This window comes from Mycobacterium sp. NPDC003323, from assembly GCF_053589535.1.
Map to the genome: position 1 here is coordinate 306,095 of NZ_JBSFSB010000005.1, position 22,431 is coordinate 328,525.

Genomic DNA, 22,431 nt, shown 5'->3' on the forward strand with positions numbered 1-22,431 from the left:
CCTCTCCGCGACAGGTGTTTCAGGTGACCGCGCCGGCGGTCTTGAGTTCGATGATGCGATCCCAGTCCAGACCGAGTTCGAGCAGGATCTCGTCGGTCTGCTCGGCGAAGGCCGGCGCGGGTCCGCTGGTCGGGGCGGTCACATCGAACTGCACCGGATTGGCGACGAGCTCCAGTTCGCCGGCCTGCACCAGGTATTCATTGGCACGGATCTGGGCGTCCTCGGCGGCCTGCAACGTGTCCTGGACCGGCGCCCACGGACCGGCCAGGGTGGCAAAGCGCTCACTCCACTCCGGCAGCGTGCGCTTCTTCATCGCCTCGGTCAGGATCTCGTTGGCCGCCGCGGTGTTCTCGGCGATCGATTCGGCCGTCGCGAACCGCGGATCGTCGATCAACTCGTCGAGGTCCATGTGCCGGCAGACGTCGGCCCAGAACTTGGTCGGCTGCATCATGACGAACGAGATGTAGCGGTCGTCGGCGGTCGGGTACAGCCCGACCAGAGGGTTGAACGGTGAGCCCTGCGTGCCGGGCGGGAACGCCTCCATCCGCTCGTTGAGGTGGTTGGTCAGCGCCACGGTGTGGCCCATCGCCCACAGCCCGCTGCCCAGCAGCGAGACGTCGACGACCGACGGCTCCCCGGTGCGCTCGCGCTTCACCAGCGCCGCCGCGATACCCCCGGCCAGGTTCGTGCCGGAGATGGTGTCGCCGTAGGCCGGTCCGGGCGGGCCGATCATGCCGGGCATATCGGGCGGGGTGATGGTCCGCGCCGTGCCGGCGCGGCACCAGAACGCGGTCATGTCGTAGCCGCCCTTGCCGGCCTCCTCGCCGCGCGGACCCAGTGCGCTACCGCGGGCATAGATGATCGTCGGGTTCACGGCGCGGATATCGTCGACGTCGATACCGAACTTGGCGCGATGCCCGGGCAGGAAGCTGGTCAGGAACACGTCGGCGCGCTTGGCCAGCTCCAGCAGCACCTCCCGCCCCTCGGGCACCGACATGTCCAGTCCGACACTGCGTTTAAGGCGGTTGGCGTGTTCGATATTGGGATTGGGATCCCCGTCGACGCGCAGCAGACCGGTCTGCCGCAGACCGCGCTGCGGATCACCGGTGACGGCGTGCTCGACCTTGATGACTTCGGCGCCCCATTCGGCGAGCACCGCGCCGGCCGAGGGCACGAAGCCGTACATGGCGACCTCAAGAACCCGGATCCCGTCGAGTGGTCTCGACATCAGGCACCCCCTACCGGGACGGCGAAGGTCTTGGCCTCCAGGAACTCTTCGAGTCCGGCCTTTCCCATCTCGCGTCCGATACCGGACTGCTTGAATCCGCCGAAGGGGCTGTCCGGACTGAAGTAGTTACCGCCGTTGATGGAGAAGGTGCCGGTGCGGATGCGACGGGCGACCGCCAGGGCGCGTTCTTCGCTGCCGAACACCGCACCCGACAGGCCGTAGATGGAGTTGTTGGCGATGCGGACGGCGTCGTCGTCATCGTCATAGGTGATCACCGCCAGCACCGGACCGAACACCTCCTCCTGGGCGATCTCGCTGTCGGGGTCGACATTCGTCAGCAGGGTGGGTGTGTAGAAGAAGCCCGGATCCTTCTTCTCGCCGCCGGTCACCAGCGTGGCCCCGGCCGCCACGGCGCGCTGCACCATGGCGTCGACCTTGTCGCGCTGTTTCTCGCTGATCAGCGGACCCATGTAGGTGCCCTGCTCGTTCGGATCGCCGTAGCGCACGAATCCGAAGTTGGTCTTGACCAGTTCGACGATCTGGTCGTGATGGCTGCGCGGTACCAGCAGCCGTGAGGTCAGTGCGCACCCCTGACCGGCGTGGGTGACCATGCTGAACGCGGAGAAGAGTGCGGCGGTGTTGAAATCCGCGTCGTCGAGCACGATGGCGGCTGACTTGCCGCCCAGTTCGAGGAACACCTTCTTCAACGTCGCACTGGCCGCGGACATGATGGCGCGCCCCGTCGGCGTCGAGCCGGTGAAGGTCACCATGTCGACATCGGGATGGGTGGTCAGCACCGCACCCACCTGCGGGTCGGCGCCGCCGATGACGTTGACGACGCCGGCGGGGATGTCTGTGTGGTTGGCGATCAGCTCGCCGAGGGCCAGGGTGATCAACGGGGTGTCCGGCGCGGCCTTGAGGATGACGGTGCACCCGGCAGCCAGCGCCGGAGCCAACTTGGCCAGCGCCAACTGGTTCGGATAGTTATAGGCGATGATCGCGGCCACCACACCGGCGGCTTCCTTCTCCACCCAGCGGTGGTGCTGCATACCGCGGCTCTCGATGTTGCCGAGATCCTCGGTGAGCGGATAGTCGCGCAGCAGGTTCAGGTAGTACTCGACGATCGCGATCGGCTGATCCAACTGGGCACCCTGGATGAGCGCCGGGGTGGCACCCACCTCGGCGATGGTCAGCGCGGCCAGCTCATCGCGGTGTTCGACCAACGCGGCGTGGAACTGTTCCAGGCACCGGATGCGCAACGCGACGTCGGTGGCCCAGCCCGAGCTGTCGAAAGCGCGCCGGGCCGCGGCCACGGCGGCTTCCGCGTCGGCCACCGAGGCGTCCGGCGCGTGGCCGAGAACCTCGCCGGTGGCCGGGTTCAGCGACACGAACGTGCGGGGTGTTTCGACCAGTTCTCCGTCGACCAGCATGCGCCGGTCCGCCTTGACTGCGGACTGGTCGCCGGCGTCGTGCGCGGTGATCGTGGGCGTCTCCGACATCAGGCTCCTCACTGTGATGGAAATTTCATTCTCATCATCGGCGAATACTACATCCGGTGAATGAGAACGCAAGAAAGCCTAGACTCGCTAGTCGAACGGTCGCGGCCACCGCCGTGACCCGCCACTACATACTTCCAACCGAGACGAAGAGTCTTGCAAAACCGCCTCCTGCGAGAGTACGGTTCTCATATTCGGAAGGACGATTCTTGAGATCGCGGCCACACCACGTCTGGTCAAGGAGGCTCCCAGAGTGAAGAACGCTGTCGTGACGGGCGGCGGGTCGGGTATCGGACGGGCCATCGCCGACCGACTGCGCGCCGACGGCTACCACGTCGCCACCCTCGATCTGAACCCCTCGGATACACCGAACGCGTTCGTCGCCGATGTCACCGACCGGGGCGCCGTGGACACCGCCCTCGACGGCATCCGGGCCCAACTCGGTCCCGTGACGATCCTGGTCAACGCCGCCGGATTGGACAGTTTCCGCCGTTTCACCGACACCTCGTTCGAACAGTGGCAGCGTGTCATCGACGTGAACCTCAACGGGACCTTCCACTGCATCCAGGCGGTGCTGCCCGGCATGATCGAGGCCGGCTGGGGCCGCATCGTCAACATCTCCTCCTCCAGCACGCATTCCGGGCAGCCGTTCATGGCCCCGTATGTCGCGGCCAAGTCGGCGGTCAACGGACTGACGAAATCGCTGGCGCTGGAATACGGACCGATGGGGATCACCGTCAACGCCGTCCCCCCGGGGTTCATCGACACACCGATGCTGCGCAAGGCCGAAAGCCGCGGCTTCCTCGGTGACACCGACAAACAGATCGAGCAGACCCCGGTGCGCCGCATGGGCAGGCCCGAGGACATCGCAACCGCCTGCGCCTTCTTCATCTCCGAAGAGGCCGGCTACATCACCGGACAGATCCTGGGCGTCAACGGCGGCCGGAACACCTGAGCGAGAAGGGATTATCGAGTGGGTAATACACAAGGACGGGTAGCCGGAAAGGTCGCCTTCATCACCGGCGCCGCGCGCGGCCAGGGCCGCAGCCACGCGATTCGGCTCGCCGAAGAGGGTGCCGACATCATCGCCGTCGACATCTGCAAGAACTACGACACCGTCGGCTATGCCATGGCCAGCGCCGAGGATCTCGAAGAGACCAAGAACTACGTCGAGAAGACCGGCCGCCGCATCGTCACCGCCCAGGCAGATGTCCGCAACGAGGCAGAGTTGCGGACCGCGCTGGACGCCGGACTGGCCGAGTTCGGCAAGGTCGACATCGTCGTCGCACAGGCCGGCATCGCCGCCATGAAGGGCCAGCCGGCCATGCAGGCCTGGACCGACGGCATCAACACCAACTTCGTCGGGACCATCAACGCCATCCAGGTCGCGCTGCCGCACCTGACCGAGGGCGCCTCGATCGTCGCCACCGCATCGGCGGCGGCGCTGATGGACGCGCACAACAAGCCGAATCCCGGTAACGACCCCGGCGGCATGGGCTACATGGTCAGCAAACGGCTGATCTCGGAATATGTGCATTACCTGGCCACCGAACTGGCGGTGCGCGGCATTCGGGCCAACGTCATCCACCCGACCAACTGCAACACCGACATGCTGCAGAGCGAGCCGATGTACCGCTCGTTCCGCCCGGACCTGCCGAATCCGACCCGCGCCGACGCCGAGCCGGTCTTCGGCGTGCAGCAGGCCATGAAGGTCAACTACATCGAGCCCGAGGACATCAGCAACGCGGTGCTGTGGTTGGCCTCTGATGAATCTCGATTCGTCACCGGCATGCAGTTGCGCGTCGATGCCGGCGGTTATCTCAAGTGGTACGACTACCACGTCTGATGGTCCCAGATCCGATACGAAAGGGGTTGACACAGTGAAGGTTTCGGTCGACGGAAGCCGCTGCCAGGGACACACTCTGTGCGCGATGATCGCCCCCGACTCGTTCGAACTCGATGATGTCGACGGTCACGCCTCGCCGGCCTCCGAAGTGGTGCCCGCCGACCAGGAGGACGCGGTCCGCGAAGCCGTGCACTCCTGTCCCGAGCAGGCCATCGTCATCGAATGATGCTGTCGCTCAAGGGACAACGCCATGAAGAAAGGCAGCCATGACCGTCGATGACGTCTCGACCGACGACGACCGCAAGAAGAACACCTACCACTTCGATCGGCACACCCCGGAATACCGGCTGCAGTTCGAGAAGATCACCGAAGAGATGCAGTCCAAGTGCCCGTTGGCCTGGACCGACGTCTACGACGGCCACTGGGTGGCCGCCGACAGCAAGCACGTCTTCGAACTTGCCCGCTGCCCGGTGGTGTCCAACCACCACGACATCTCCGGTGAGACGCCGTTCAAGGGCATCACCATCCCCAAGGCCAGCCGCGCGACCGTGGTGCGCGGCGGCATCCTGGAGATGGACGAGCCCGAGCACAGTGCCTACCGCGGCGCCCTGAACCCGTACCTGTCCCCCGCGGCGATCAAGCGTTGGGAACCGTTCGTCGACGAGATCACCCGCGCCGCCCTCGACGAGCACATCGAGTCGGGTCGCATCGACTTCGTCGACCACCTGGCCAATGTGGTGCCCGCGGTGTTCACCCTGGCGATGATGGGCCTGGAGCTCAAGAAGTGGAACGTCTACAGCGAGCCGACGCACGCGTCGGTCTACACCCCCGAGCACGCCCCGGAACGCGAGAAGATCAACGAGCAGCACCGCGAGATGGGCATCGACATCATCAACAACATGATGGCCATCCGGGAGAACCCCCGGCCCGGTCTGGTCAACGCGATGCTGCAACTGCGTATCGACGGCGAGCCGGCCCCCGACATGGAGATCCTGGGCAATCTCGGTCTGGTCATCGGCGGCGGGTTCGACACCACCACCGCACTGACCGCACACGCCCTGGAGTGGCTCGGCGAGAACCCCGACGAGCGCGAGCGGCTGTCACGCGAACGCGACACGCTGCTGAACCCCGCGACCGAGGAGTTCCTGCGGTTCTTCACCCCGGCACCCGGCGACGGTCGCACGTTCGCCGAGGATGTGGAGGTCGAGGGACAGCAGTTCAAGCAGTACGAGCGGTTGTGGCTGTCCTGGGCCATGGCCAACCGTGACCCGGCGGTGTTCGACCAGCCCAACGAGCTGATCATGGACCGCAAGGGCAACCGGCACTTCAGCTTCGGAATCGGCGTGCACCGCTGTGTCGGATCCAATGTGGCCCGCACGGTGTTCAAGTCGATGCTGACCGCCGTGCTGGACCGCATGCCCGACTACGTGTGCGATCCGGAGGGCACCGTGCACTACGACACCATCGGCGTCATCCAGGGCATGCGCAACCTGCCGGCGACGTTCACCCCCGGCAAGCGGCTGGGTCCCGGCCTGGACGAGACCCTGGAAAACCTGCAGCGCATCTGCGATGAGCAGGAACTGGCCCGGCCGATCACCGAGCGCAAGGAAAAGGCCGTCATCGACTGGAAATAGCGGCGCCCGCATTCCGGCTTCCCCCCACACCGTTGCGGGCGGGAAGCCGGAGCCGTTTCTACGGCGTTGTAGCTGGGTAAAGGACTTGCATGGATCAACGGCGATCCTGTTAGCCTTTTGATCACAACGATGTGTAACAAATTAGGTGTCCTCCACGACAAGGAGGATGTCGCCCGAATCAGTCGGGTGGGGAAAGGTATAAACCACATGCTCAAGGTGTCGCGCACGAAGCTGGCCGTCGTGATCGGCGGGATCGCGGTAGCGCTGCCGATGTCGGCCGGGATCGCCTCTGCCCAGCCCGACCTCAGTTCCGTTGTCAACACGACCTGCACGTATGACCAGGTGATGGCCGCGATGAACGCGCAGCAGCCGGATCTGGCCGCACAGTTCAACGCTCAGCCGATGGCCCTGGGAATGCTGCGGACCTTCCTGAACTCCGGCCCGGTCGAGCGCCAGAACACGGTCAACCAGATCGCCGCCTACCCGGGCGCCGCGAGCTACCTGGGTGCCGTGCAGAATCTCGCGGGGACCTGCAACAACTACTGAGTTCGCTGAACGCCGAAACGTCCCGCTCTCCGTTCCGGAGGGCGGGACGTTTCTGTTGCCGGCGACTCAGCCGCGCGGCAGTCCCAACACCTGCTGGGCGATGATGTTGCGCTGGATCTCCGAGGTGCCGCCGGCGATGGTGCCCGAGAAGCTGCGGGCGTGGCGTTCGAACCAGCTGGCGTAGTAGTGATCCAGGTTCATGTGGGCGTAGGGCCCGCTGAACGACGGATGGATCAGCCCCTCCGGACCGGCGGCGATGAGCGCGTTGTTGGATGCCCGCAGCTCGGCCTCGGCGCCGAGCAGCTTGGGCACCGACACCGATGCGACATCGACCTCACCGCGGGCGGCCTTGGCCAGACCGACCGAACCGAGCAGCCGCAGGGCCTGATAATCCATGATGGTCGAGGCCAGTTGGTCACGTTCCAGCGGCGTCGACGGCTTGAAGTCACCGATCGAGTTGGCGATTCGATCCGCGAAACCCAACCACATCATGGTGCGCTCGTGCCCGAGCGATCCGTTGGCCACCTTCCAGCCCCCGTTGAGCGGACCGACCAGGTTCTGCGCGGGCACCCGGACGTCGGTGAAGAAGACCTCGTTGAAGTCCTTGTTCTCCTCACCGCAGATGTCGGCGAACGGCCGGCACACCACACCTTCGGTGTCGGTCGGGATGATGAGCACGCTGATGCCCTTGTGCTTCGGCGCGTCCGGATCGGTCCGGACGAAGGTCAGCAGCCAGTCGGCGTCGTGGGCACCCGAGGTCCAGACCTTCTGCCCGTTGACGACGAAATCGTCCCCGTCACGGACCGCGCGGGTCCGCAACGACGCGAGATCCGACCCGGCGCTGGGCTCGCTCATACCGAGGGAGGCGGTCTTCTCGCCACGCAGCACCGGTACCGCCCACTGTTGCTTCTGCTCGTCGCTGCCGAACGAGATCAGCGATGCGGCAATGATGTTGACGCCCTGCGGGTTGAAGCTATGGTAGATCCGGCGCCGGCACAGTTCCTCCAGGTGCACGTAAGTCTGCAGCACCGTGGCATTGCGGCCGCCGAACTCCGGCGGCTGCGCCGGTAACAACCAGCCGTTGTCGAACAGCAGCCGCTGCCAGTCGCGCGCCCACTGCGGCATGTGCGATACCGAACGCGGACGTTCCAGAGTGTCTGCCGCAGAGGGCAGATGCTCGTCGAGGAAGGCCGAGAATTCGGCGCGGAACTCTTCGACGTCGGGATCAAATTCGAGTTGCATCGAACTCCTCGGCGATGAGAGCGCGGTGTTCGGCGGCGCCGCCGAGCAGAAGCTCGCCGGCCTTGGCCCGCTTCAACGCGAACTGAAGGTCGTTCTCCCAGGTGAAGCCCATGGCTCCGAACGTTTGCAGGCCGTGTTGGAACACCAGAGTCTGACACTCCCCCGCACTGGCCTTGGCCATCGCCGCGGCGATCCGCCGACGCGGGTCATCGGCGGCGATGGTCAGCGCGGAGAAGTACGACAACGCCCGCGCCCGTTCGATCGCCACGTACATGTCGGTGGCCTTGTGCTGGATGGCCTGGAACGACCCGATCGGCACCCCGAACTGATAGCGACTCTTGGCGTGTTCGAGGGCCAGGTCGAGCACCCGCTGACAGGCGCCCACCATGGTGACGGCCATGCCCATCAGGGCGACGTGACGAGAGCGCTCCACCAGAGTCAGCGCCGCCGAGGGGTCGAGGTCGAGGCGGTCGGACTCCTCGACCCGCACGGAGTCGAAGCTCACCTCCGACACGTGCAACACCGGATCGAACACGTCACGGCGCCGCGCGATGGCCAGGGCGGCGTCGATGACGAACACTCCGGCCGAGGTCACCACCGCGAGCTTGTCGGCGCGGTCACCGTCGAGCACGAACTTCGAGGTGCCGTCGAGGGCCCACCCGTCACCGGCCCAATTGGCGCTGACACCGTCGTACACGGCGGCGCCGGCCTCCGAAGGATCGAAACGCGCACCGGCCAACGGGGCGAACTGCGACAACGTGGCCAGGAACGGTGTCGGATCGGTGGCTCGACCCAGTTCCTCCAGGACGATGGCGAGCTCGACGGCATTCACCGGGTCGGTCAGTTCGGTCCATCCCGCCTCCAGATAGGACCGCCACAACGAATCGGCGGCACCGGCGCTGTCGGTGTTCTCGGCGATGCCGCGCACCAACGAGGCCGGACACTGCTTGCCCACCGCGTCGCGCACCGTCTCCTGCCAAAGCCGCTGATCAGCGTCGAACTCCAGAAGCATCCGGCACCTCCCGTCTCTCCGTCGTCGCGTCCCTATGAGAATAGCATTCTCATACTCAATGCCGGCATTCTCGAAATGCCGCTATCAGGTTCCCGTAGCCGCACGCTGCGCGACTGACCAGCAGACACTCTCACCAGCGAGTATGTAAGCGAACCGCTGGAGAACATTGTTCTTGATATCGAAGAACTAGGATCTACACTGGGGTTCGGGACGGCTGCCGGAGTGCGCGGCGCTCGGTCGGCCGCAGACGTGAAGGATGGACCACAGTGAAAGAGCTGCCGGACGGTACGGGCGGCGTCGTGCGCACGCCCGTCATCGATGCCAGCGTGCACATCTTCGTCGCGTCGAACAAGGACCTGCGCAAGAACTTCCTGCAGGAACCGTTCCGCAGCAGAGGCTTTCCGGATTACGAGATGGACTGGTACGGCGCACCGGGCGGCGAGTATGCACCGCGCACCACCGGTCCCGACCGGCAGTACCCCGGATCGGACCCGGCCGTGGTCGCCCAGCACCTGTTCGCCGACCGCGGTGTGGATGTCGCTGTGCTACACCCGATGACGCGCGGCATCATGCCCGATCGTCACCTCGGATCCGCGATCGCCGCGGCGCACAACGAGATGATGGTGACCCGATGGCTGGAGCATCCGGAGTTCGGCGAGAAGTTCCGGGGCACCATCCGGGTCAATCCCGATGACATCACCGGCGCGTTGCGCGAGATCGCCAAGTACAAGGACCATCCACAGGTGGTGCAGATCGGCATCCCGCTGCAGTCGCGCGAACTGTATGGCAAGCCGCAGTTCTGGCCGCTGTGGGACGCCGCCGTCGATGCCGGACTCCCGGTGGCCGTGCACTTCGAGGTCGGGTCCGGGGTTGCGTTGCCGCCGACGCCCAACGGCATCACCCGCACCTACGAGCAGTACGTGGGTTTCACCGCGCTCAACTTCCTGTACCACCTGATGAACATGATCGCCGAGGGCGTGTTCGAGCGGTCACCGGAGCTGAAGTTCGTGTGGGCCGACGGTGCCGCCGACATGCTGACGCCGTTCATCTGGCGGATGGATTGTTTCGGCAGACCGCATCTGGAGCAGACCCCGTGGGCACCGAAGATGCCCAGTGACTATCTGCCCGGCCACGTCCACTTCATCCAGGGCGTCCTCGACGGACCCGGTGATGTCGAATTCGCCGGTGAATGGGCCGGTTTCACCGGCAAGGACGACATGGTGATTTACGGCTCCAGCTACCCGCACTGGCAACTCAACGAGCTGTCGGTGCCCGCTGCCTTCAGCGCCGAACAACGCGACAAGCTGTGCTGGCGTAACGCCGCGGAGCTCTACGGCATCGAAATCCCGGTCTTCACGGCCGCGACTGGGGCACAGTAGAGGGAACGAGGAGGCACGATCATGACCACCACAGCCAATCCCCGGGTACCCACGGCCGAACGCATCGCCGTGCGGTGTGTGGACTCCGACGTCCACCCCGCCCCGCGGTCGGGCGATCTCGGCCAGTACATCCCCGAACCGTGGCGCAGCAAGTACTTCGGCACCCATAAGGTCGGCGACCAGATCTATTACGATGCACCCGATTACGCCCATTCCTACGCGATGCGCCTGGACGCCTTTCCCTCCGATGGCGAATTCGCCTGCAGTGACCCCGAACTGGCGTTCAAGCAGCTCATCATGGAGGCCGGAGCGGACGTCTGCATCCTGGAGCCTGCGGCCTATCCGGCACGCATCCCCGAAGCGCAGCACGCGATGTCCGTCGCGCTCAACCATTGGCAGGCCAACCATTGGCTGGACAGCAAGAACAACTGGCATGAGCGTTGGCGCGGGTCGATCTGCCTGGCGATCGAAGAGCCGGAGCGCAGCGTCGAGGAGATCGAGAACTGGGCCGATCATCCGTACATGTCGCAGATCCTGATCAAGGCCGAGCCGCGACCGTCCTGGGGTAACCCGAAGTACGACCCGATCTGGGCCGCGGCCGCCAAGCACGACATCCCCGTCAGCTGCCACCTGTCCCGCAGCCATTACGACGAGCTGCCCATGCCGCCGGTCGGGTTGCCGAGCTACAACCACGATTTCATGGTCACCTACTCGCTGCTGGCGGCCAATCAGGTGATGAGCCTGATCTTCGACGGCACCTTCGACCGGCATCCCACGCTCAAGATCGTCTTTGTCGAGCACGCGTTCACGTGGATCCTGCCGTTGATGTGGCGGATGGACGCGCTGTACGAGGCCCGCAAGTCATGGCTGGACATCAAGCGCAAGCCCAGTGAGTACGTCAAGGACCACATCAAGTTCACCACCCAGCCGCTGGACTACCCGGAGGACAAGACCGAATTGACCCGCGCCTTCGAGTGGATGGAATGCGAGAAGATCCTGCTGTTCAGCAGCGACTACCCGCACTGGACTTTCGATGACCCGCGGTGGCTGGTCAAGCACCTGCCCGACCATGCCCGCGAACCGATCATGTTCCGCAACGCCCAAGCCACCTACCGCAACGTGCCGGCGACCGTGCCCGCACTCGAGGGTCAGGTACGGGTCTTCTGACACATGGGACAGGACAACACGACGCCCAGACTCGCTCAGGGGCGTGAACACGTCGTCGCCACCGTCGACGAGATCCCGCACGGCTCGCACAAACTGGTGCCGATCGGCCGCCACGGCGTGGGGGTCTACAACGTCAACGGCACCTTCTATGCCATCGCGAACTATTGCCCGCACGAGGGCGGACCGCTGTGCTCCGGCCGGGCCCGCGGGCTCAACATCGTCGACGAGAGTGTGCCCGGCGACGCGGTGATGGTGCGCGACAAGGAGTACATCTACTGTCCCTGGCATCAATGGGGTTTCGAACTGGCCACCGGAACCACCGCCGTCAAGCCGGAGTGGAGCATCCGCACGTATCCGGTCCGGGTCGTCGGCAACGAAGTACTGGTGCAGGCATGAGTGTGACAGGCCCTGTGCTGGGTCCCGGCGAGCAGTCCATCGAGATCAACGGCGGTGACGTCGTCTACGAGATCCTCGGCGAGACCGGGGATCTGATCGCACTGACACCGGGCGGCCGGTTCAGCAAGGACATCCCGGGATTGCGCCCGCTCGCCGAGGCCCTGGTGGCCGGTGGTTACCGGGTGCTGCTGTGGGATCGACCCAACTGCGGCAAGTCCGGGGTGCAGTTCTACGGCGAGAGCGAATCCCACATGCGCGCCGAGACGCTGCACCGGCTGATCACCGCGGTGACCGACGGCCCGGTCATCATCGCCGGCGGGTCCGGCGGCGCGCGGGACTCGATGATCACCACCATGCTGTACCCGGAGATCGTGCGGAAGCTGGTGGTGTGGAACATCGTCGGCGGCGTGTACGGCTCATTCGTGCTCGGCGGACACTACGTGATTCCCAGCATCCTGGCCGTACGGGGCCTGGGCATCGAAGGTCTGCTGAACGTCGCCGAATGGCGCGAGCGCATCGACCAGAACCCCGACAACCGGCAGCGGATCCTCGATCTCGACGCCGACGCCTACCTGAAGGTCATGCTGCGCTGGCTGAACGCATTCGTGCCCAAGCCCGGCCAGACCATCCCGGGCGTGCCCGATGAGATGTTCGAGAACATCACCGTCCCCACGCTCATCATCCGTGGCGGCGAGAACGACTGGGATCACCCCAAGCGCACCTCTTTGGAGGTGAGTTGCCTGATCAAGGGCTCCACGCTGATCGATCCGCCGTGGCCGGAGGACGCCTGGGAACGAGCCGGTGAGCGGTTCGCCCAGAGCGGCGGAAAAACCTTCTGCCTGTTCGACACCTGGGTACAGGCCGCGCCGGCGATGCTGGACTTCCTGGGCGCATCCTGATGGGGTCAGCTCACCAGGATGCGCACCTCGCTGTTGAGCGAGGCTTCCAGCGCGGTATGGATGCGACTTTCCGGTACCCGCTGCAGGTCGGCTCGACTCAGCGTCACCTCGACCACATCCCAGCCCTGCCCGCTGGGATAACGGTGCACATGACCGGTCAATCCGAAACCGGCGAGCACACCGTGCGCGTCATCGTCGGTGCCGTGGCTGACGAACGTGAGCACACCGAGAACCGGCCGGGTCTGAAAAGCCTTGGCGCACATAGCCAGGGCCTGCGATTGCAGGACATCGGCATCGGCACCCTGCATCAGGATCTCGGCCTCCCGCCGCGACAGCGGCAACGCCGAGAGGTCGTTGTCGATGACCGTGGCCCCGGCCTCGGCGGCCAGCCGGACCAATTCGGCCATACCGCTTCGCAATTGATCGGCGTCCAGCCCGCCCTCGGGGTCGACGCCGATCCGCACCACTGCCGTCCGCATGCAGGGAAGGGTAGCCGGATATGAGCACGGCGATGAACACCGAACTGACGGTTGCCGCCTGGCCCGGTCTCACCCCGCGTCTGCTACGGGCCGGTGAAGGACCCGAGTCGCTGGCGCAGTATCGGGAAGCAGGCGGCTACCGGCCGCTGACCGATGTGCAGTCCCTGCTCGACGATCTCGGCGCGGCCGGCGTCGTCGGCCGCGGCGGTGCGGCGTTCCCGGTTGCGGTCAAATTCACCACGGTCCGTCGCGCTGCGCTGGCAGGTCAGGACACCGTGCTGGTTGCCAACGGCGAGGAGGGTGAACCGGCCTCGATCAAGGATCGATGGCTGCTTCGCAACCGGCCGCATCTGGTCCTCGATGGTGTGCGACTGGCCGCGCGGATCGTCGGGGCACGGCACGCACACGTCTACGTATCCGACCGGCACGGGGCCGAGTCGGTGCACGCGGCGCTGGCCGAACTCACCCCCGAATCGCTCGACGGGGTCACGATCAGTGTGCGCACGGTGGCACCGAGCTATGTCGCAGGCGAAGAGTCGGCCGCGGTGCGGGCCATCAACGGCGGCCCGGCCAAACCGACCGACAAGCCGCCCCGGGTCTTCGAGGTCGGCGTGGGTGGTCTGCCGACGGCGGTCAGCAATGTCGAGACGCTGGCCAATCTGCCGTTCGTCCACCGCCACGGTGCCGCTGCCTACCGCGAACTGGGCACCGACGGCTCCCCCGGCACCTTCCTGGCAACCATCACCGGCGGCGGCCGTCCGCCGGGCCTCTACGAGCTGCCCTTCGGTGTCTCGGCGTCCGAACTCCTGGCGCTGCACGGCATTCCGGCCGACGACGTGCGCGGTGCGCTGATGGGCGGCTATTTCGCCGGCATGTTGGACCGGCGCATCCTGGACGCCACCATGGACCACGCGTCGCTGCAGGCGCTGGGCAGCGGACTGGGCTGCGGCGCGGTGTCGGTGCTCACCGACGAATGCCCGATCGCCGTCGGCGCCGCGGTGCTGGCCTACTACGACCGGGAGAACGCCGACCAGTGCGGTTCGTGTTTCAACGGCACGGCCGCGATGGCGGCCGCGGCCGCCGCGCTGCGTGACGGTGTCGCCGACCAGGACGACCTGGCCCGCCTGCAGCGTTGGTCGGTGGTGCTGCGTGGCCGGGGTGCCTGCGCGACGCTGGACGCCGCGTGCAACATCGCCGCCAGCATGCTGGCGATGTTCGGTGATGACGTCGCGCGCCTGCTCGATGGTCCGCGCCGCGAGACCACCTACACCGCGACACGGCCGTTCGAAGTGGAGTCCCTGTGATCGACAAGATGCGGATCAAACTCGACCGGACCTTGTGCGACGGGTTCGGCATCTGCGCCCGGCACGCACCGGAGTACTTCTCGCTCGACGACTGGGGTTACGCCGTTCTCGTCGGTGACGGCAACATCCCCGAACAGGACCGGGCCGCCGTCCAACGCGCGCTGCTGGATTGCCCGGTGCACGCCATCCTGGAGATCTCCGAACGCCGGCCCGATGATCCGCCGCCGCCGACGCTGGTCGAACCGGACGTGGACAACGTGCGCGCCGACGCCGATGCCGCCCAGTGGGACCTCACCCGATGAGCCGTCTTCCGCTGCCACAACTGACGTTCGACAACGAGTTCTTCTGGACGTCCGGCGCCGACGGGGTGTTGCGCATCCAAGGCTGTGGTGACTGCAAGGCGCTGATCCACCCGCCGCAACCGGTGTGCCGGTACTGCGGCAGTCACAATCTGGGTCCACGTGCGGTATCGGGCCGGGCGGTGTTGTCGGCCTTCACCATCAACGAGCGATTCTCGATCCCCGGTCTGCAGGCACCGTATGTCGTGGCGCAGGTCGCGATCGAGGAGGATCCGCGGGTTCGGTTGACCACCAACATCATCGATTGCGATCCGGCCGAGCTGGAGCTCGGGCGCGTGGTCGAGGTGGTGTTCGAGCAGAACGACGATGTGTGGCTGCCGTTGTTCCGGCCGACGGCCGAAGCCGAGGCGGCCGCACTGCCCGAGGACGAGATCGCCCCGCAGGACTTCGGCAAGTTCGTCCGGCCCCGGCTGACGCAGCAGAAGTTCGAGGACGCAGCGGCCATCACCGGGATCGGTGCATCCACACTCGGTCGGCGGCTGATGGTTTCACCCTTGTCGCTGACCGTGCAGGCCTGCGAGGCGGCGATCGCCGACGCCGGTCTGACCCTGGCCGATATCGACGGCCTGTCGACGTACCCGGCCATGGACGCCATGGGTATGGGCGAAGGTGGCTGCACGGCGCTGGAGGGTGCGCTCGGGATCAGACCGACGTGGATCAACGGTGGCATGGACACGTTCGGGCCCGGCGGTTCCGTGATCGCGGCCGTCATGGCGGTGGCGACCGGCATGGCCCGGCACGTGTTGTGCTTCCGCACGCTGTGGGAGGCGACCTTCAACCAGCTGATGAAGGAGGGCAAGGTCGCCCCGCCCGGTGGTGCCAGGGTCAACAACTGGCAGGCGCCGTTCGGTGCCACCTCGGCGGCACACACGCTGGCGCTGAACGCGCAGCGACACTTCCACCGCTATGGCACCACCCGGGAGACGCTCGGCTGGATCGCGTTGAACCAGCGCGCGAATGCCGCGCTCAACCCGACTGCAATCTACCGCGATCCGATGACGATGGACGATTATCTGAGCGCCCGTCCGATCACCACACCCTTCGGCCTCTACGACTGCGATGTGCCCTGCGATGGTGCCGTCGCCGTCGTCGTGTCCGCGGTCGACGCCGCCGCCGACGCGCCGAAGCCGCCGGTCTACTTCGAGGCCGTGGGTACCCAGATCATCGAGCGCACCGACTGGGACCAGACCACGCTCACCCACGAACCGCAGGTGCTCGGCCAGGCCGCCCACCTGTGGACCCGCACATCGCTGCGGCCCGCGGATGTCGACGTCGCGCAGCTGTATGACGGATTCACCTTCAACTGTCTGTCGTGGATCGAAGCGCTGGGATTCTGCGGTATCGGCGAGGCCAAGGACTTCCTCGACGGTGGCACGGCCATCGCCCGTGACGGCACCGTCCCGCTCAACACCCACGGCGGGCAGCTGTCGCACGGGCGCACTCACGGCATGGGCCTGGTGCATGAGGCGGTGTCCCAATTGCGAGGTGAGGCCGGCGACCGCCAGGTCGCCGACGCCCGTGTCGCCGTCGTCAGCAGCGGCGGTCTGACGCCCAGCGGTGTCCTGTTGCTGCGCGCCGATGGGTAGCTCGGTGCGGCCCCGGGTGGTCATGGTCGGATCGGTACCGATGTCTGCACTCGTCGCCGCCGTACCCGAGCCACGTGCGGTGATCGTCGCGATCCATGGTGGTGCGACCTCGTCGGTGTACTTCGACTGCCCGGGCCACCCGGAGCTGTCGTTGCTGCACGCCGCCACCGCGGCGGGCTTCACCGCCATCGCGCTCGACCGCCCCGGCTACGGCGCCTCGGCGCTGTACCAGGATGTGATGGACGACGCGGCGCGGCGGGTGGAGCTGGCCGCCGGCGCCGTCGACAAGATCCTTGCCGGGCAGCGCTGCGGGGCAGGGATCTTCGTCTTCGCCCACTCACTCGGCTCCGAACTCGCGCTGCGGATGACGGTCGCCCGCGATGACGTCATCGGTGTCGAATTGGCGGGCACCGGCCTGCACTACCGGCGCGACGCCGCCGAGATCCTTCGCACGGCCACGTTGACCCGGCGCCCGGCGGGTCTGCGTGAATTGCTCTGGGAGCCTGCCGAGTTGTACCCGGCCGAGGTGCTGACCGGCGCGCTGTCGGCGCCCGGCGTGGCGTACGAGGCGGCGGTGACCGCCAACTGGTCGCGGCGCGACTTCCCCGATCTCGCGGCGCGGGTGCGGGTGCCCGTTCAGTACAGCGTGGCCGAACACGAACGGGTGTGGGAGACGTCGACGTCCGCGCTGACCGAGATCACCGATCTGTTCACCGCCGCGCCGCGCGTGGCGATCAACGAGATGTCTGACAGCGGGCACAATCTCAGCGTCGGCCTGTCGGCGCACACCTACCACTCGCGGGTGTTGTCGTTCATCGAGGAGTGCACTGCCACCGGCGGTGCCCAGGAAGCGGAGGCTGGTTGATGCGTGTCGGGTTCATCGGACTGGGTAGTCAGGGCGGGCCGATGGCCCGCCGGATCGTGGAGGGCGGCTTCGAGCTGACCCTGTGGGCACGCCGGTCGGCGTCTGTGGAGCCCTACGCCGACACGGCCGCCGAGGTCGCCGCCACCCCGGCCGAACTGGGTGCTGCCAGCGACCTGGTGTGCCTGTGTGTCGTCGGCGATGACGATGTGCGCCAGGTGCTGTCCGGTGACGAAGGTGTGCTGGCCGGGATGGCGCCCGGAGGCATCATCGCTATCCACAGCACGATTCATCCCGACACCTGCACCGAGATCGCCGAACATGCTGCCGCCAAGGGCGTCTCGGTCATCGATGCGCCGGTCAGCGGTGGCGGTCCCGCGGTCGAGGCGGGGACCCTGTTGGTGATGATCGGCGGCGAGGCGGCCGATGTCGAGCGCGTCCGACCGGTGTTCGCCACCTATGCCGACCCGATCGTGCATCTCGGCCCGCTCGGCAGCGGGCAGGTGTCCAAGATCCTCAACAATCTGCTGTTCACCGCCAATCTCGGCGCGGCGATGAGCGCCCTGGAACTCGGTGAGTCCCTGGGCGTGCCCCGGGAGCGCCTGTGCGAGGTGATCACCCGAGGATCGGCGACCAGCAAGGCGCTGGGCAGCATCGCGGCCTTCGGAGGTTCGCTGGACAACCTCGCCCCCATCGCCGGCGCCCTGCTGCAGAAGGATTGCCGGCACGCAGCGACGCTGGCCGACAAGGCATCCGCGCCCGAGGGGGCGGTGTTCGATGCCGCCGATGCGGCGCTGCACCTCATGGCGCATCCGCGCTGATGCGCGTCGGCTTCATCGGCACCGGCCGGATGGGTGCGCCGATGGTGCGCCGAATTCGCGCCGCCGGCCACGATGTGCGCGCACTCGGTCGCACCGAGGACAAGCGTCGCGCCATAACCGACCTGGGTGCGACGCCGGTGTCCGAGGCGGCGGACGTCGCCGTCGACGCCGATGTCGTGGTGTTGTGCGTCTTCACCGATGAGCAGGTCCGCGAGATCGCGGTGCCGTCGCTGCTGGACGCTGTTCCCGCCGGGGCCGCGTTGGTCATCCACACCACCGGCAGCCCCGGCACCGCCGAGCACATCGCCGCGGCGGCACCGCACCTCGGCGTGCTCGACGCGCCGGTCAGCGGTGGACCGCACGATATCGACGCCGGCCGGATCACCGTCTTCGCCGGTGGCGCCGACGCCGCGTTCGTCCGCGCCGAACCGGTGCTGACCGCCTACGCCGACCCGGCCCTGCATGTCGGCCCGCTCGGTGCCGGCCAGAAGGTCAAGCTGGTGAACAACACGCTGTTTGCCGCGCAGATCGGCCTGCTGGCCGAGGCGGCCAAGCTGGCCCGGCGCCTCGAGGTGGACGAAACTGCGCTGCTGCGGGCGCTGCCGTACGGCAGTGGTGCCAGCCGCGCGCTGGAGAACGTGGTGCGTGCGGGGTCGACGGCCGCGTTCATCGGTGCCGTCGGAGAGTTCATCGGCAAGGATGTCGCCGTCGTGCGGCGCACGGTCGCCGAGATGGGGGCCGATCTCGGCGCGCTCGACGCGGTGGTCGACGCGGGCCTGGGACGCTGAATTTCGCGGACACGCGGCCGAGTTTGATGGTTTCGCATGCACGTCGACGGGTCTACAGTTAGCGTTACAGTTTTACAGCCTTCCGTAATGCTTCGGGTGTGTTCGCACACCCTGGAGGAGGACCGAGTATGACCACCGCGGAACTCGTTTTCGACCCGTTCTCCGAGGAATACTTCGAGAACCCGTTCGAGATCTACCGGCGGATGCGCAATGAAGCGCCCCTGTATTACAACGCCGAGCGCGATTTCTACGCACTGACCCGGCACGAGGACGTCGCGGCCGCCCTGAAGGACCACGAGGCGTTCTCGTCGACCCGCGGCTGCGACCTGGCCATGGTGCAGAGCGACACCCCGCCGCAGAAGTCGATCATCTTCATGGATCCACCCGATCACCGGCATATGCGCAGTCTGCTGAACAAGGCGTTCACCCCGCGCGCCGTCCAGTCCCAGCGCGACACCATCATCGAACAGGTCGACCGCTACCTGAGCGCGATCACCGCCGACGACTTCGACATCGTGCAGGACTTCTCCGGCCCGTTCCCGGTCGAGGTCATCACCCGGATGGCCGGGGTGGAGCCCGAATACCGCCAGCAGGTGCGGCATTGGATCGATACCAGCCTGTCGCGGGAGCCCGGGCAGTTCAGCACCTCCGAGGCCGGCATGAAGGCCAATATCGACACCGCGATGTACTACTACTCGCTGGTGCAGAAGCGTCGGGAGAATCCCACCGACGACATGATCAGCCGCCTGATCGCCGCGGAGATCCCCCGCGAGGACGGCGAACTGCACAAGCTCGACGATGTGGAGATCACCGGCTTTGCCACCCTGCTCGGCGGCGCCGGCGCCGAGACGGTGACGAAGTTGATCGGCACCGCCATGGTGCTGTTCGCGAAGTTCCCCGACCAGTGGCAGAAACTGCTCGACAACCGCGAGTTGGTGCCCGCGGCCGTCGAGGAACTGCTGCGTTACGAGGGCCCGGTGCAATACAACGTGCGCTACACCCTCAAGGAGGCACACGTGCCCAGCGGCACCATCCCCGCCGGCAAGCCCGTGTTCCTGCTGAGCGCGGCGGCCAACCGTGACACCGACGCGTTCACCGATGCCGACAAGTTCGATATCGAGCGCGACCGCACCGAGGCGCAGAATCTCGGGCTGGGATACGGCATCCACAGTTGCCTGGGTGCCGCGCTGGCGCGGATGGAGAGCGTCATCGCCCTGGAGAAGCTGCTGGACTTCATGCCGCGTTACGAGGTGAAATGGGAAGGGCTGCAGCGAGTTCACATGCAGAACGTGGCGGGGTACTCACATGTGCCGGTGCGCAGGATCGCGTCATGATCGACGATCACGGAGCGACGCGAGCTTGCGAGGCCGTCCGGTGAGCAAGATCGAGGTGGACTTCGGCCTGTGTGAGAGCAACGGGGTCTGCATGGGCATCATCCCGGAGGTGTTCCACCTCGACGACGAGGATTATCTGCACGTCCTCTCCGATGAGGTGACACCCGAGAACGAGCAGCAGATCCGCGAATCGGTCCGACAATGCCCACGGCAGGCGATCGCCATCGTAGAGTGAGCCGATGCGATTCCTGTTCGTACACGGCGGTTTTCACGCCGCCTGGTGCTGGGATCGGACCATCGGGGCGCTGAGCGAACTCGACCACGAGGGGATCGCGATCGACCTGCCCGGTCACGGCTCGCTCGTCGATCATGAGTCGACACTGGCGAATCGGCGCGATGCGATCCTGGCCGCGCTACGGCCCGGCGATGTGCTGGTCGGTCACTCCGGGGGTGGTTTCGACATCACGCTGGCCGCCGACGCCGCACCGGACATGGTCCGCCATCTGGTGTATCTGGCGGCCGCGCTACCCCGCGAGGGTCGTACCTATCCCGAGGCGATGGCCATGCGTGACGACGAGGATTTGCACGAGGGGTTCGACGCCGATGTCGGGCAGATGCTGAACTATCTGCACTTCGCCGAGGACGGCGCCATGACCTTCGCCGATTTCGAGGGTGCCAGGAAGTACTTCTACCACGACTGCGACGAGGCGACGGCGCGGTGGGCGTTCAACCGGCTCGGACCGGAACGGTTCGGGGACACCACGGTGACACCGGTGTCGGTGCCGAACTTCTGGTCGGCCGACATCCCGCGCAGTTTCATCGTCTGCGAACAGGACCGGTCGATGCCTCGCTGGCTGGCCGATACCGTCGCGCGCCGACTAGGTGTGCTGCAACTGTCGATCGACAGCTCGCACTCGCCCTTCCTGAGCCGGCCCCGCGAACTCGCCGAACTCCTGGTGCACGCAACCACCACCAAGCCGGTCGGTCCCCTGGTCCCGCGCTGATCACCTCTTCCCGCGAGCAGACGTGAAGGGCCCTCAAATGCCGAGTAAAAGGGGCCCTTCACGTCTGCTCACCGAGGTTATGCACAGGCATTTCCGGCCCGCACTTCCCTTCGAGTCACGTCCGGGCAACCATCCACGTCATGACATGGCACGCTGCCTTCACCCACAGCGAGGTGGCCAGCACAGCCCAGTTGCTTGCGCTCATGTCCCGAAAGCAACTGCGTCTGCTCGTCCAATGGGGCGAGTTGATCCGAGTCGAGCGCGGTGTCTATGCACGCCGCGAATCCGACCCCGCACTGCGATTGGCGAGCCTGGAGATGAGATCCCGCGAGCGGATCGTCGCCTGCATGCAGACGGCGGCGGCGCTGTACGGCTTCGATACCGAGCCCGACGACAAGCTGCACGTCCTCGACCCCGGCGTCCGGCTGCGTCCGACGCCGCAGCTCGTGGTGCACCAACGTCACGGGGCGCCGCTTCGACGTGTGGGTGACCGACTGGCCACGGCGCCGGCATGGACTGCGATAGAGATCGCCCGCACGCTGCGACGTCCGCGGGCGCTGGCGGTGCTGGATGCCGCGCTGCACAGCCGCTCGTGCACGGCTGCCGAACTCGTGGCGACCGCGGCCGAGCACAAGGGCAGGCGTGGCATCGTCGCCGTCCGGGAATTGCTGCCGCTGGCCGATGGTCGTGCCGAATCACCCATGGAGAGTGAAGCCCGCCTGGTGTTCATCGACGGTGGCCTGCCCACGGCGGAACTTCAGTACGAGATCGTCGACCGGCACGGCAAATTGTGGCGCGTCGACTTCGCTTGGCCAGCAATGGGTGTGGTGGCCGAGTACGACAGCATGCAGTTCCACGCGACCCCGGAGGCGCTTCGGCATGACCGGATCAAGTACGCGCGACTGCAGGAGCTCGGCCTGACGACGGTACCGCTGGTGGTCGACGATGTCCGCCACTATCCCGAGCAGCTGTGCGCCCGACTGCGATGGCACTTCGACCGCGCCCGACTTGCGGGCTGAGCAGACGTGAAGGGCCCCGAAACGCCGAGT

At 66.4% G+C, this 22,431-nt stretch carries 24 protein-coding genes; 19 read left to right on the top strand and 5 right to left on the bottom strand.

Annotated elements, in window-relative coordinates; all coding sequences use genetic code 11:
* Nucleotides 1-19: 19 nt before the first annotated feature.
* Together ACWDUN_RS15520 and ACWDUN_RS15525 are read right to left on the bottom strand one after the other, a co-directional pair.
* Nucleotides 20-1,228: a CaiB/BaiF CoA transferase family protein gene (locus ACWDUN_RS15520; RefSeq protein ID WP_449930071.1), complete on the bottom strand. Its 1,209-nt coding sequence runs from the start codon at nucleotides 1,226-1,228 to the stop codon at nucleotides 20-22.
* Nucleotides 1,228-2,727, bottom strand: a complete 1,500-nt coding sequence (locus tag ACWDUN_RS15525; protein ID WP_449930073.1) for an aldehyde dehydrogenase family protein — start codon at nucleotides 2,725-2,727, stop codon at nucleotides 1,228-1,230. Before ACWDUN_RS15525 ends, ACWDUN_RS15520 begins: the two co-directional genes overlap by 1 nt.
* Before the next feature lie 250 nt (nucleotides 2,728-2,977).
* Here ACWDUN_RS15525 and ACWDUN_RS15530 point away from each other — a divergent pair, with 250 nt between their 5' ends.
* The 5 genes from ACWDUN_RS15530 (at nucleotide 2,978) to ACWDUN_RS15550 (ending at nucleotide 6,750) form a co-directional block, all read left to right on the top strand.
* Nucleotides 2,978-3,679 carry an SDR family NAD(P)-dependent oxidoreductase gene (locus ACWDUN_RS15530; protein ID WP_449930075.1) on the top strand — a complete coding sequence of 234 codons (702 nt, stop codon included), beginning with the start codon at nucleotides 2,978-2,980 and terminating at the stop codon, nucleotides 3,677-3,679.
* An 18-nt stretch (nucleotides 3,680-3,697) separates the two neighbouring features.
* The gene (locus tag ACWDUN_RS15535) at nucleotides 3,698-4,570 is read left to right on the top strand and encodes a mycofactocin-coupled SDR family oxidoreductase (RefSeq protein ID WP_449930077.1); all 873 of its coding nucleotides are present in this window, start codon (nucleotides 3,698-3,700) and stop codon (nucleotides 4,568-4,570) included.
* A gap of 34 nt (nucleotides 4,571-4,604) precedes the next feature.
* Nucleotides 4,605-4,796 carry a ferredoxin gene (locus ACWDUN_RS15540; protein ID WP_449930079.1) on the top strand — a complete coding sequence of 64 codons (192 nt, stop codon included), beginning with the start codon at nucleotides 4,605-4,607 and terminating at the stop codon, nucleotides 4,794-4,796.
* 40 nt (nucleotides 4,797-4,836) lie between these two features.
* Nucleotides 4,837-6,204 (top strand): cytochrome P450, encoded by a 1,368-nt coding sequence (locus ACWDUN_RS15545; protein WP_449930081.1) that lies wholly within the window; start codon nucleotides 4,837-4,839, stop codon nucleotides 6,202-6,204.
* A 207-nt stretch (nucleotides 6,205-6,411) separates the two neighbouring features.
* Nucleotides 6,412-6,750 (top strand): hemophore-related protein, encoded by a 339-nt coding sequence (locus ACWDUN_RS15550; RefSeq protein WP_449930083.1) that lies wholly within the window; start codon nucleotides 6,412-6,414, stop codon nucleotides 6,748-6,750.
* Nucleotides 6,751-6,816: 66 nt separating this feature from the next.
* Here ACWDUN_RS15550 and ACWDUN_RS15555 read toward each other — a convergent pair whose 3' ends face one another.
* A complete protein-coding gene (locus ACWDUN_RS15555; RefSeq protein WP_449930085.1) occupies nucleotides 6,817-7,992 on the bottom strand; it encodes an acyl-CoA dehydrogenase family protein in 1,176 nt (391 codons plus the stop codon).
* A complete protein-coding gene (locus ACWDUN_RS15560; protein WP_449930087.1) occupies nucleotides 7,976-9,004 on the bottom strand; it encodes an acyl-CoA dehydrogenase family protein in 1,029 nt (342 codons plus the stop codon). Before ACWDUN_RS15560 ends, ACWDUN_RS15555 begins: the two co-directional genes overlap by 17 nt.
* Nucleotides 9,005-9,270: 266 nt before the next feature.
* Between ACWDUN_RS15560 and ACWDUN_RS15565 the strand changes: the two genes are divergently transcribed.
* From ACWDUN_RS15565 to ACWDUN_RS15580, 4 genes are read left to right on the top strand one after another with little or no spacing between them, the layout of a single operon-like run.
* Nucleotides 9,271-10,383: an amidohydrolase family protein gene (locus tag ACWDUN_RS15565; protein ID WP_449930089.1), complete on the top strand. Its 1,113-nt coding sequence runs from the start codon at nucleotides 9,271-9,273 to the stop codon at nucleotides 10,381-10,383.
* 21 nt (nucleotides 10,384-10,404) lie between these two features.
* Entirely contained in the window at nucleotides 10,405-11,550 is a 1,146-nt protein-coding gene (locus ACWDUN_RS15570) for an amidohydrolase family protein (protein WP_449930091.1), read from the top strand.
* 3 nt (nucleotides 11,551-11,553) lie between these two features.
* Complete coding sequence (locus ACWDUN_RS15575) at nucleotides 11,554-11,946, top strand: Rieske (2Fe-2S) protein (RefSeq protein ID WP_449930093.1); 393 nt, start codon at nucleotides 11,554-11,556, stop codon at nucleotides 11,944-11,946.
* The gene (locus tag ACWDUN_RS15580) at nucleotides 11,943-12,845 is read left to right on the top strand and encodes an alpha/beta fold hydrolase (protein WP_449930095.1); all 903 of its coding nucleotides are present in this window, start codon (nucleotides 11,943-11,945) and stop codon (nucleotides 12,843-12,845) included. The genes ACWDUN_RS15575 and ACWDUN_RS15580 overlap by 4 nt, the downstream gene beginning before the upstream one ends.
* Nucleotides 12,846-12,850: 5 nt before the next feature.
* On the opposite strand, the gene ACWDUN_RS15585 is transcribed toward ACWDUN_RS15580, so the two are convergent.
* Nucleotides 12,851-13,324, bottom strand: coding sequence for a hypothetical protein (locus ACWDUN_RS15585; protein ID WP_449930097.1), 474 nt, complete (start codon nucleotides 13,322-13,324; stop codon nucleotides 12,851-12,853).
* A gap of 20 nt (nucleotides 13,325-13,344) precedes the next feature.
* On the opposite strand from ACWDUN_RS15585, the gene ACWDUN_RS15590 reads away from it, so the two are divergent.
* The 10 genes from ACWDUN_RS15590 (at nucleotide 13,345) to ACWDUN_RS15635 (ending at nucleotide 22,401) form a co-directional block, all read left to right on the top strand.
* On the top strand, nucleotides 13,345-14,628 hold the full coding sequence (locus ACWDUN_RS15590; protein ID WP_449930099.1) for an NADH-ubiquinone oxidoreductase-F iron-sulfur binding region domain-containing protein: 1,284 nt from the start codon (nucleotides 13,345-13,347) through the stop codon (nucleotides 14,626-14,628).
* Nucleotides 14,629-14,636: 8 nt separating this feature from the next.
* Nucleotides 14,637-14,930, top strand: coding sequence for a ferredoxin (locus ACWDUN_RS15595; RefSeq protein ID WP_449930193.1), 294 nt, complete (start codon nucleotides 14,637-14,639; stop codon nucleotides 14,928-14,930).
* Entirely contained in the window at nucleotides 14,927-16,573 is a 1,647-nt protein-coding gene (locus ACWDUN_RS15600; RefSeq protein ID WP_449930101.1) for a thiolase C-terminal domain-containing protein, read from the top strand. The genes ACWDUN_RS15595 and ACWDUN_RS15600 overlap by 4 nt, the downstream gene beginning before the upstream one ends.
* 40 nt (nucleotides 16,574-16,613) lie before the next feature.
* The gene (locus ACWDUN_RS15605; protein ID WP_449930103.1) at nucleotides 16,614-17,438 is read left to right on the top strand and encodes an alpha/beta hydrolase; all 825 of its coding nucleotides are present in this window, start codon (nucleotides 16,614-16,616) and stop codon (nucleotides 17,436-17,438) included.
* Nucleotides 17,438-18,256 (top strand): NAD(P)-dependent oxidoreductase, encoded by an 819-nt coding sequence (locus tag ACWDUN_RS15610; RefSeq protein ID WP_449930105.1) that lies wholly within the window; start codon nucleotides 17,438-17,440, stop codon nucleotides 18,254-18,256. The genes ACWDUN_RS15605 and ACWDUN_RS15610 overlap by 1 nt, the downstream gene beginning before the upstream one ends.
* Nucleotides 18,256-19,044 carry an NAD(P)-dependent oxidoreductase gene (locus tag ACWDUN_RS15615; RefSeq protein WP_449930107.1) on the top strand — a complete coding sequence of 263 codons (789 nt, stop codon included), beginning with the start codon at nucleotides 18,256-18,258 and terminating at the stop codon, nucleotides 19,042-19,044. The genes ACWDUN_RS15610 and ACWDUN_RS15615 overlap by 1 nt, the downstream gene beginning before the upstream one ends.
* A 128-nt stretch (nucleotides 19,045-19,172) precedes the next feature.
* Nucleotides 19,173-20,378 (top strand): cytochrome P450, encoded by a 1,206-nt coding sequence (locus ACWDUN_RS15620; RefSeq protein WP_449930108.1) that lies wholly within the window; start codon nucleotides 19,173-19,175, stop codon nucleotides 20,376-20,378.
* Between the two features lie 40 nt (nucleotides 20,379-20,418).
* Nucleotides 20,419-20,613, top strand: coding sequence for a ferredoxin (locus ACWDUN_RS15625; RefSeq protein WP_449930110.1), 195 nt, complete (start codon nucleotides 20,419-20,421; stop codon nucleotides 20,611-20,613).
* Between the two features lie 4 nt (nucleotides 20,614-20,617).
* Nucleotides 20,618-21,382 (top strand): alpha/beta fold hydrolase, encoded by a 765-nt coding sequence (locus ACWDUN_RS15630; protein WP_449930112.1) that lies wholly within the window; start codon nucleotides 20,618-20,620, stop codon nucleotides 21,380-21,382.
* Between the two features lie 140 nt (nucleotides 21,383-21,522).
* Nucleotides 21,523-22,401 (top strand): hypothetical protein, encoded by an 879-nt coding sequence (locus ACWDUN_RS15635; protein ID WP_449930114.1) that lies wholly within the window; start codon nucleotides 21,523-21,525, stop codon nucleotides 22,399-22,401.
* The last annotated feature ends 30 nt before the right edge of the window (nucleotides 22,402-22,431 follow it).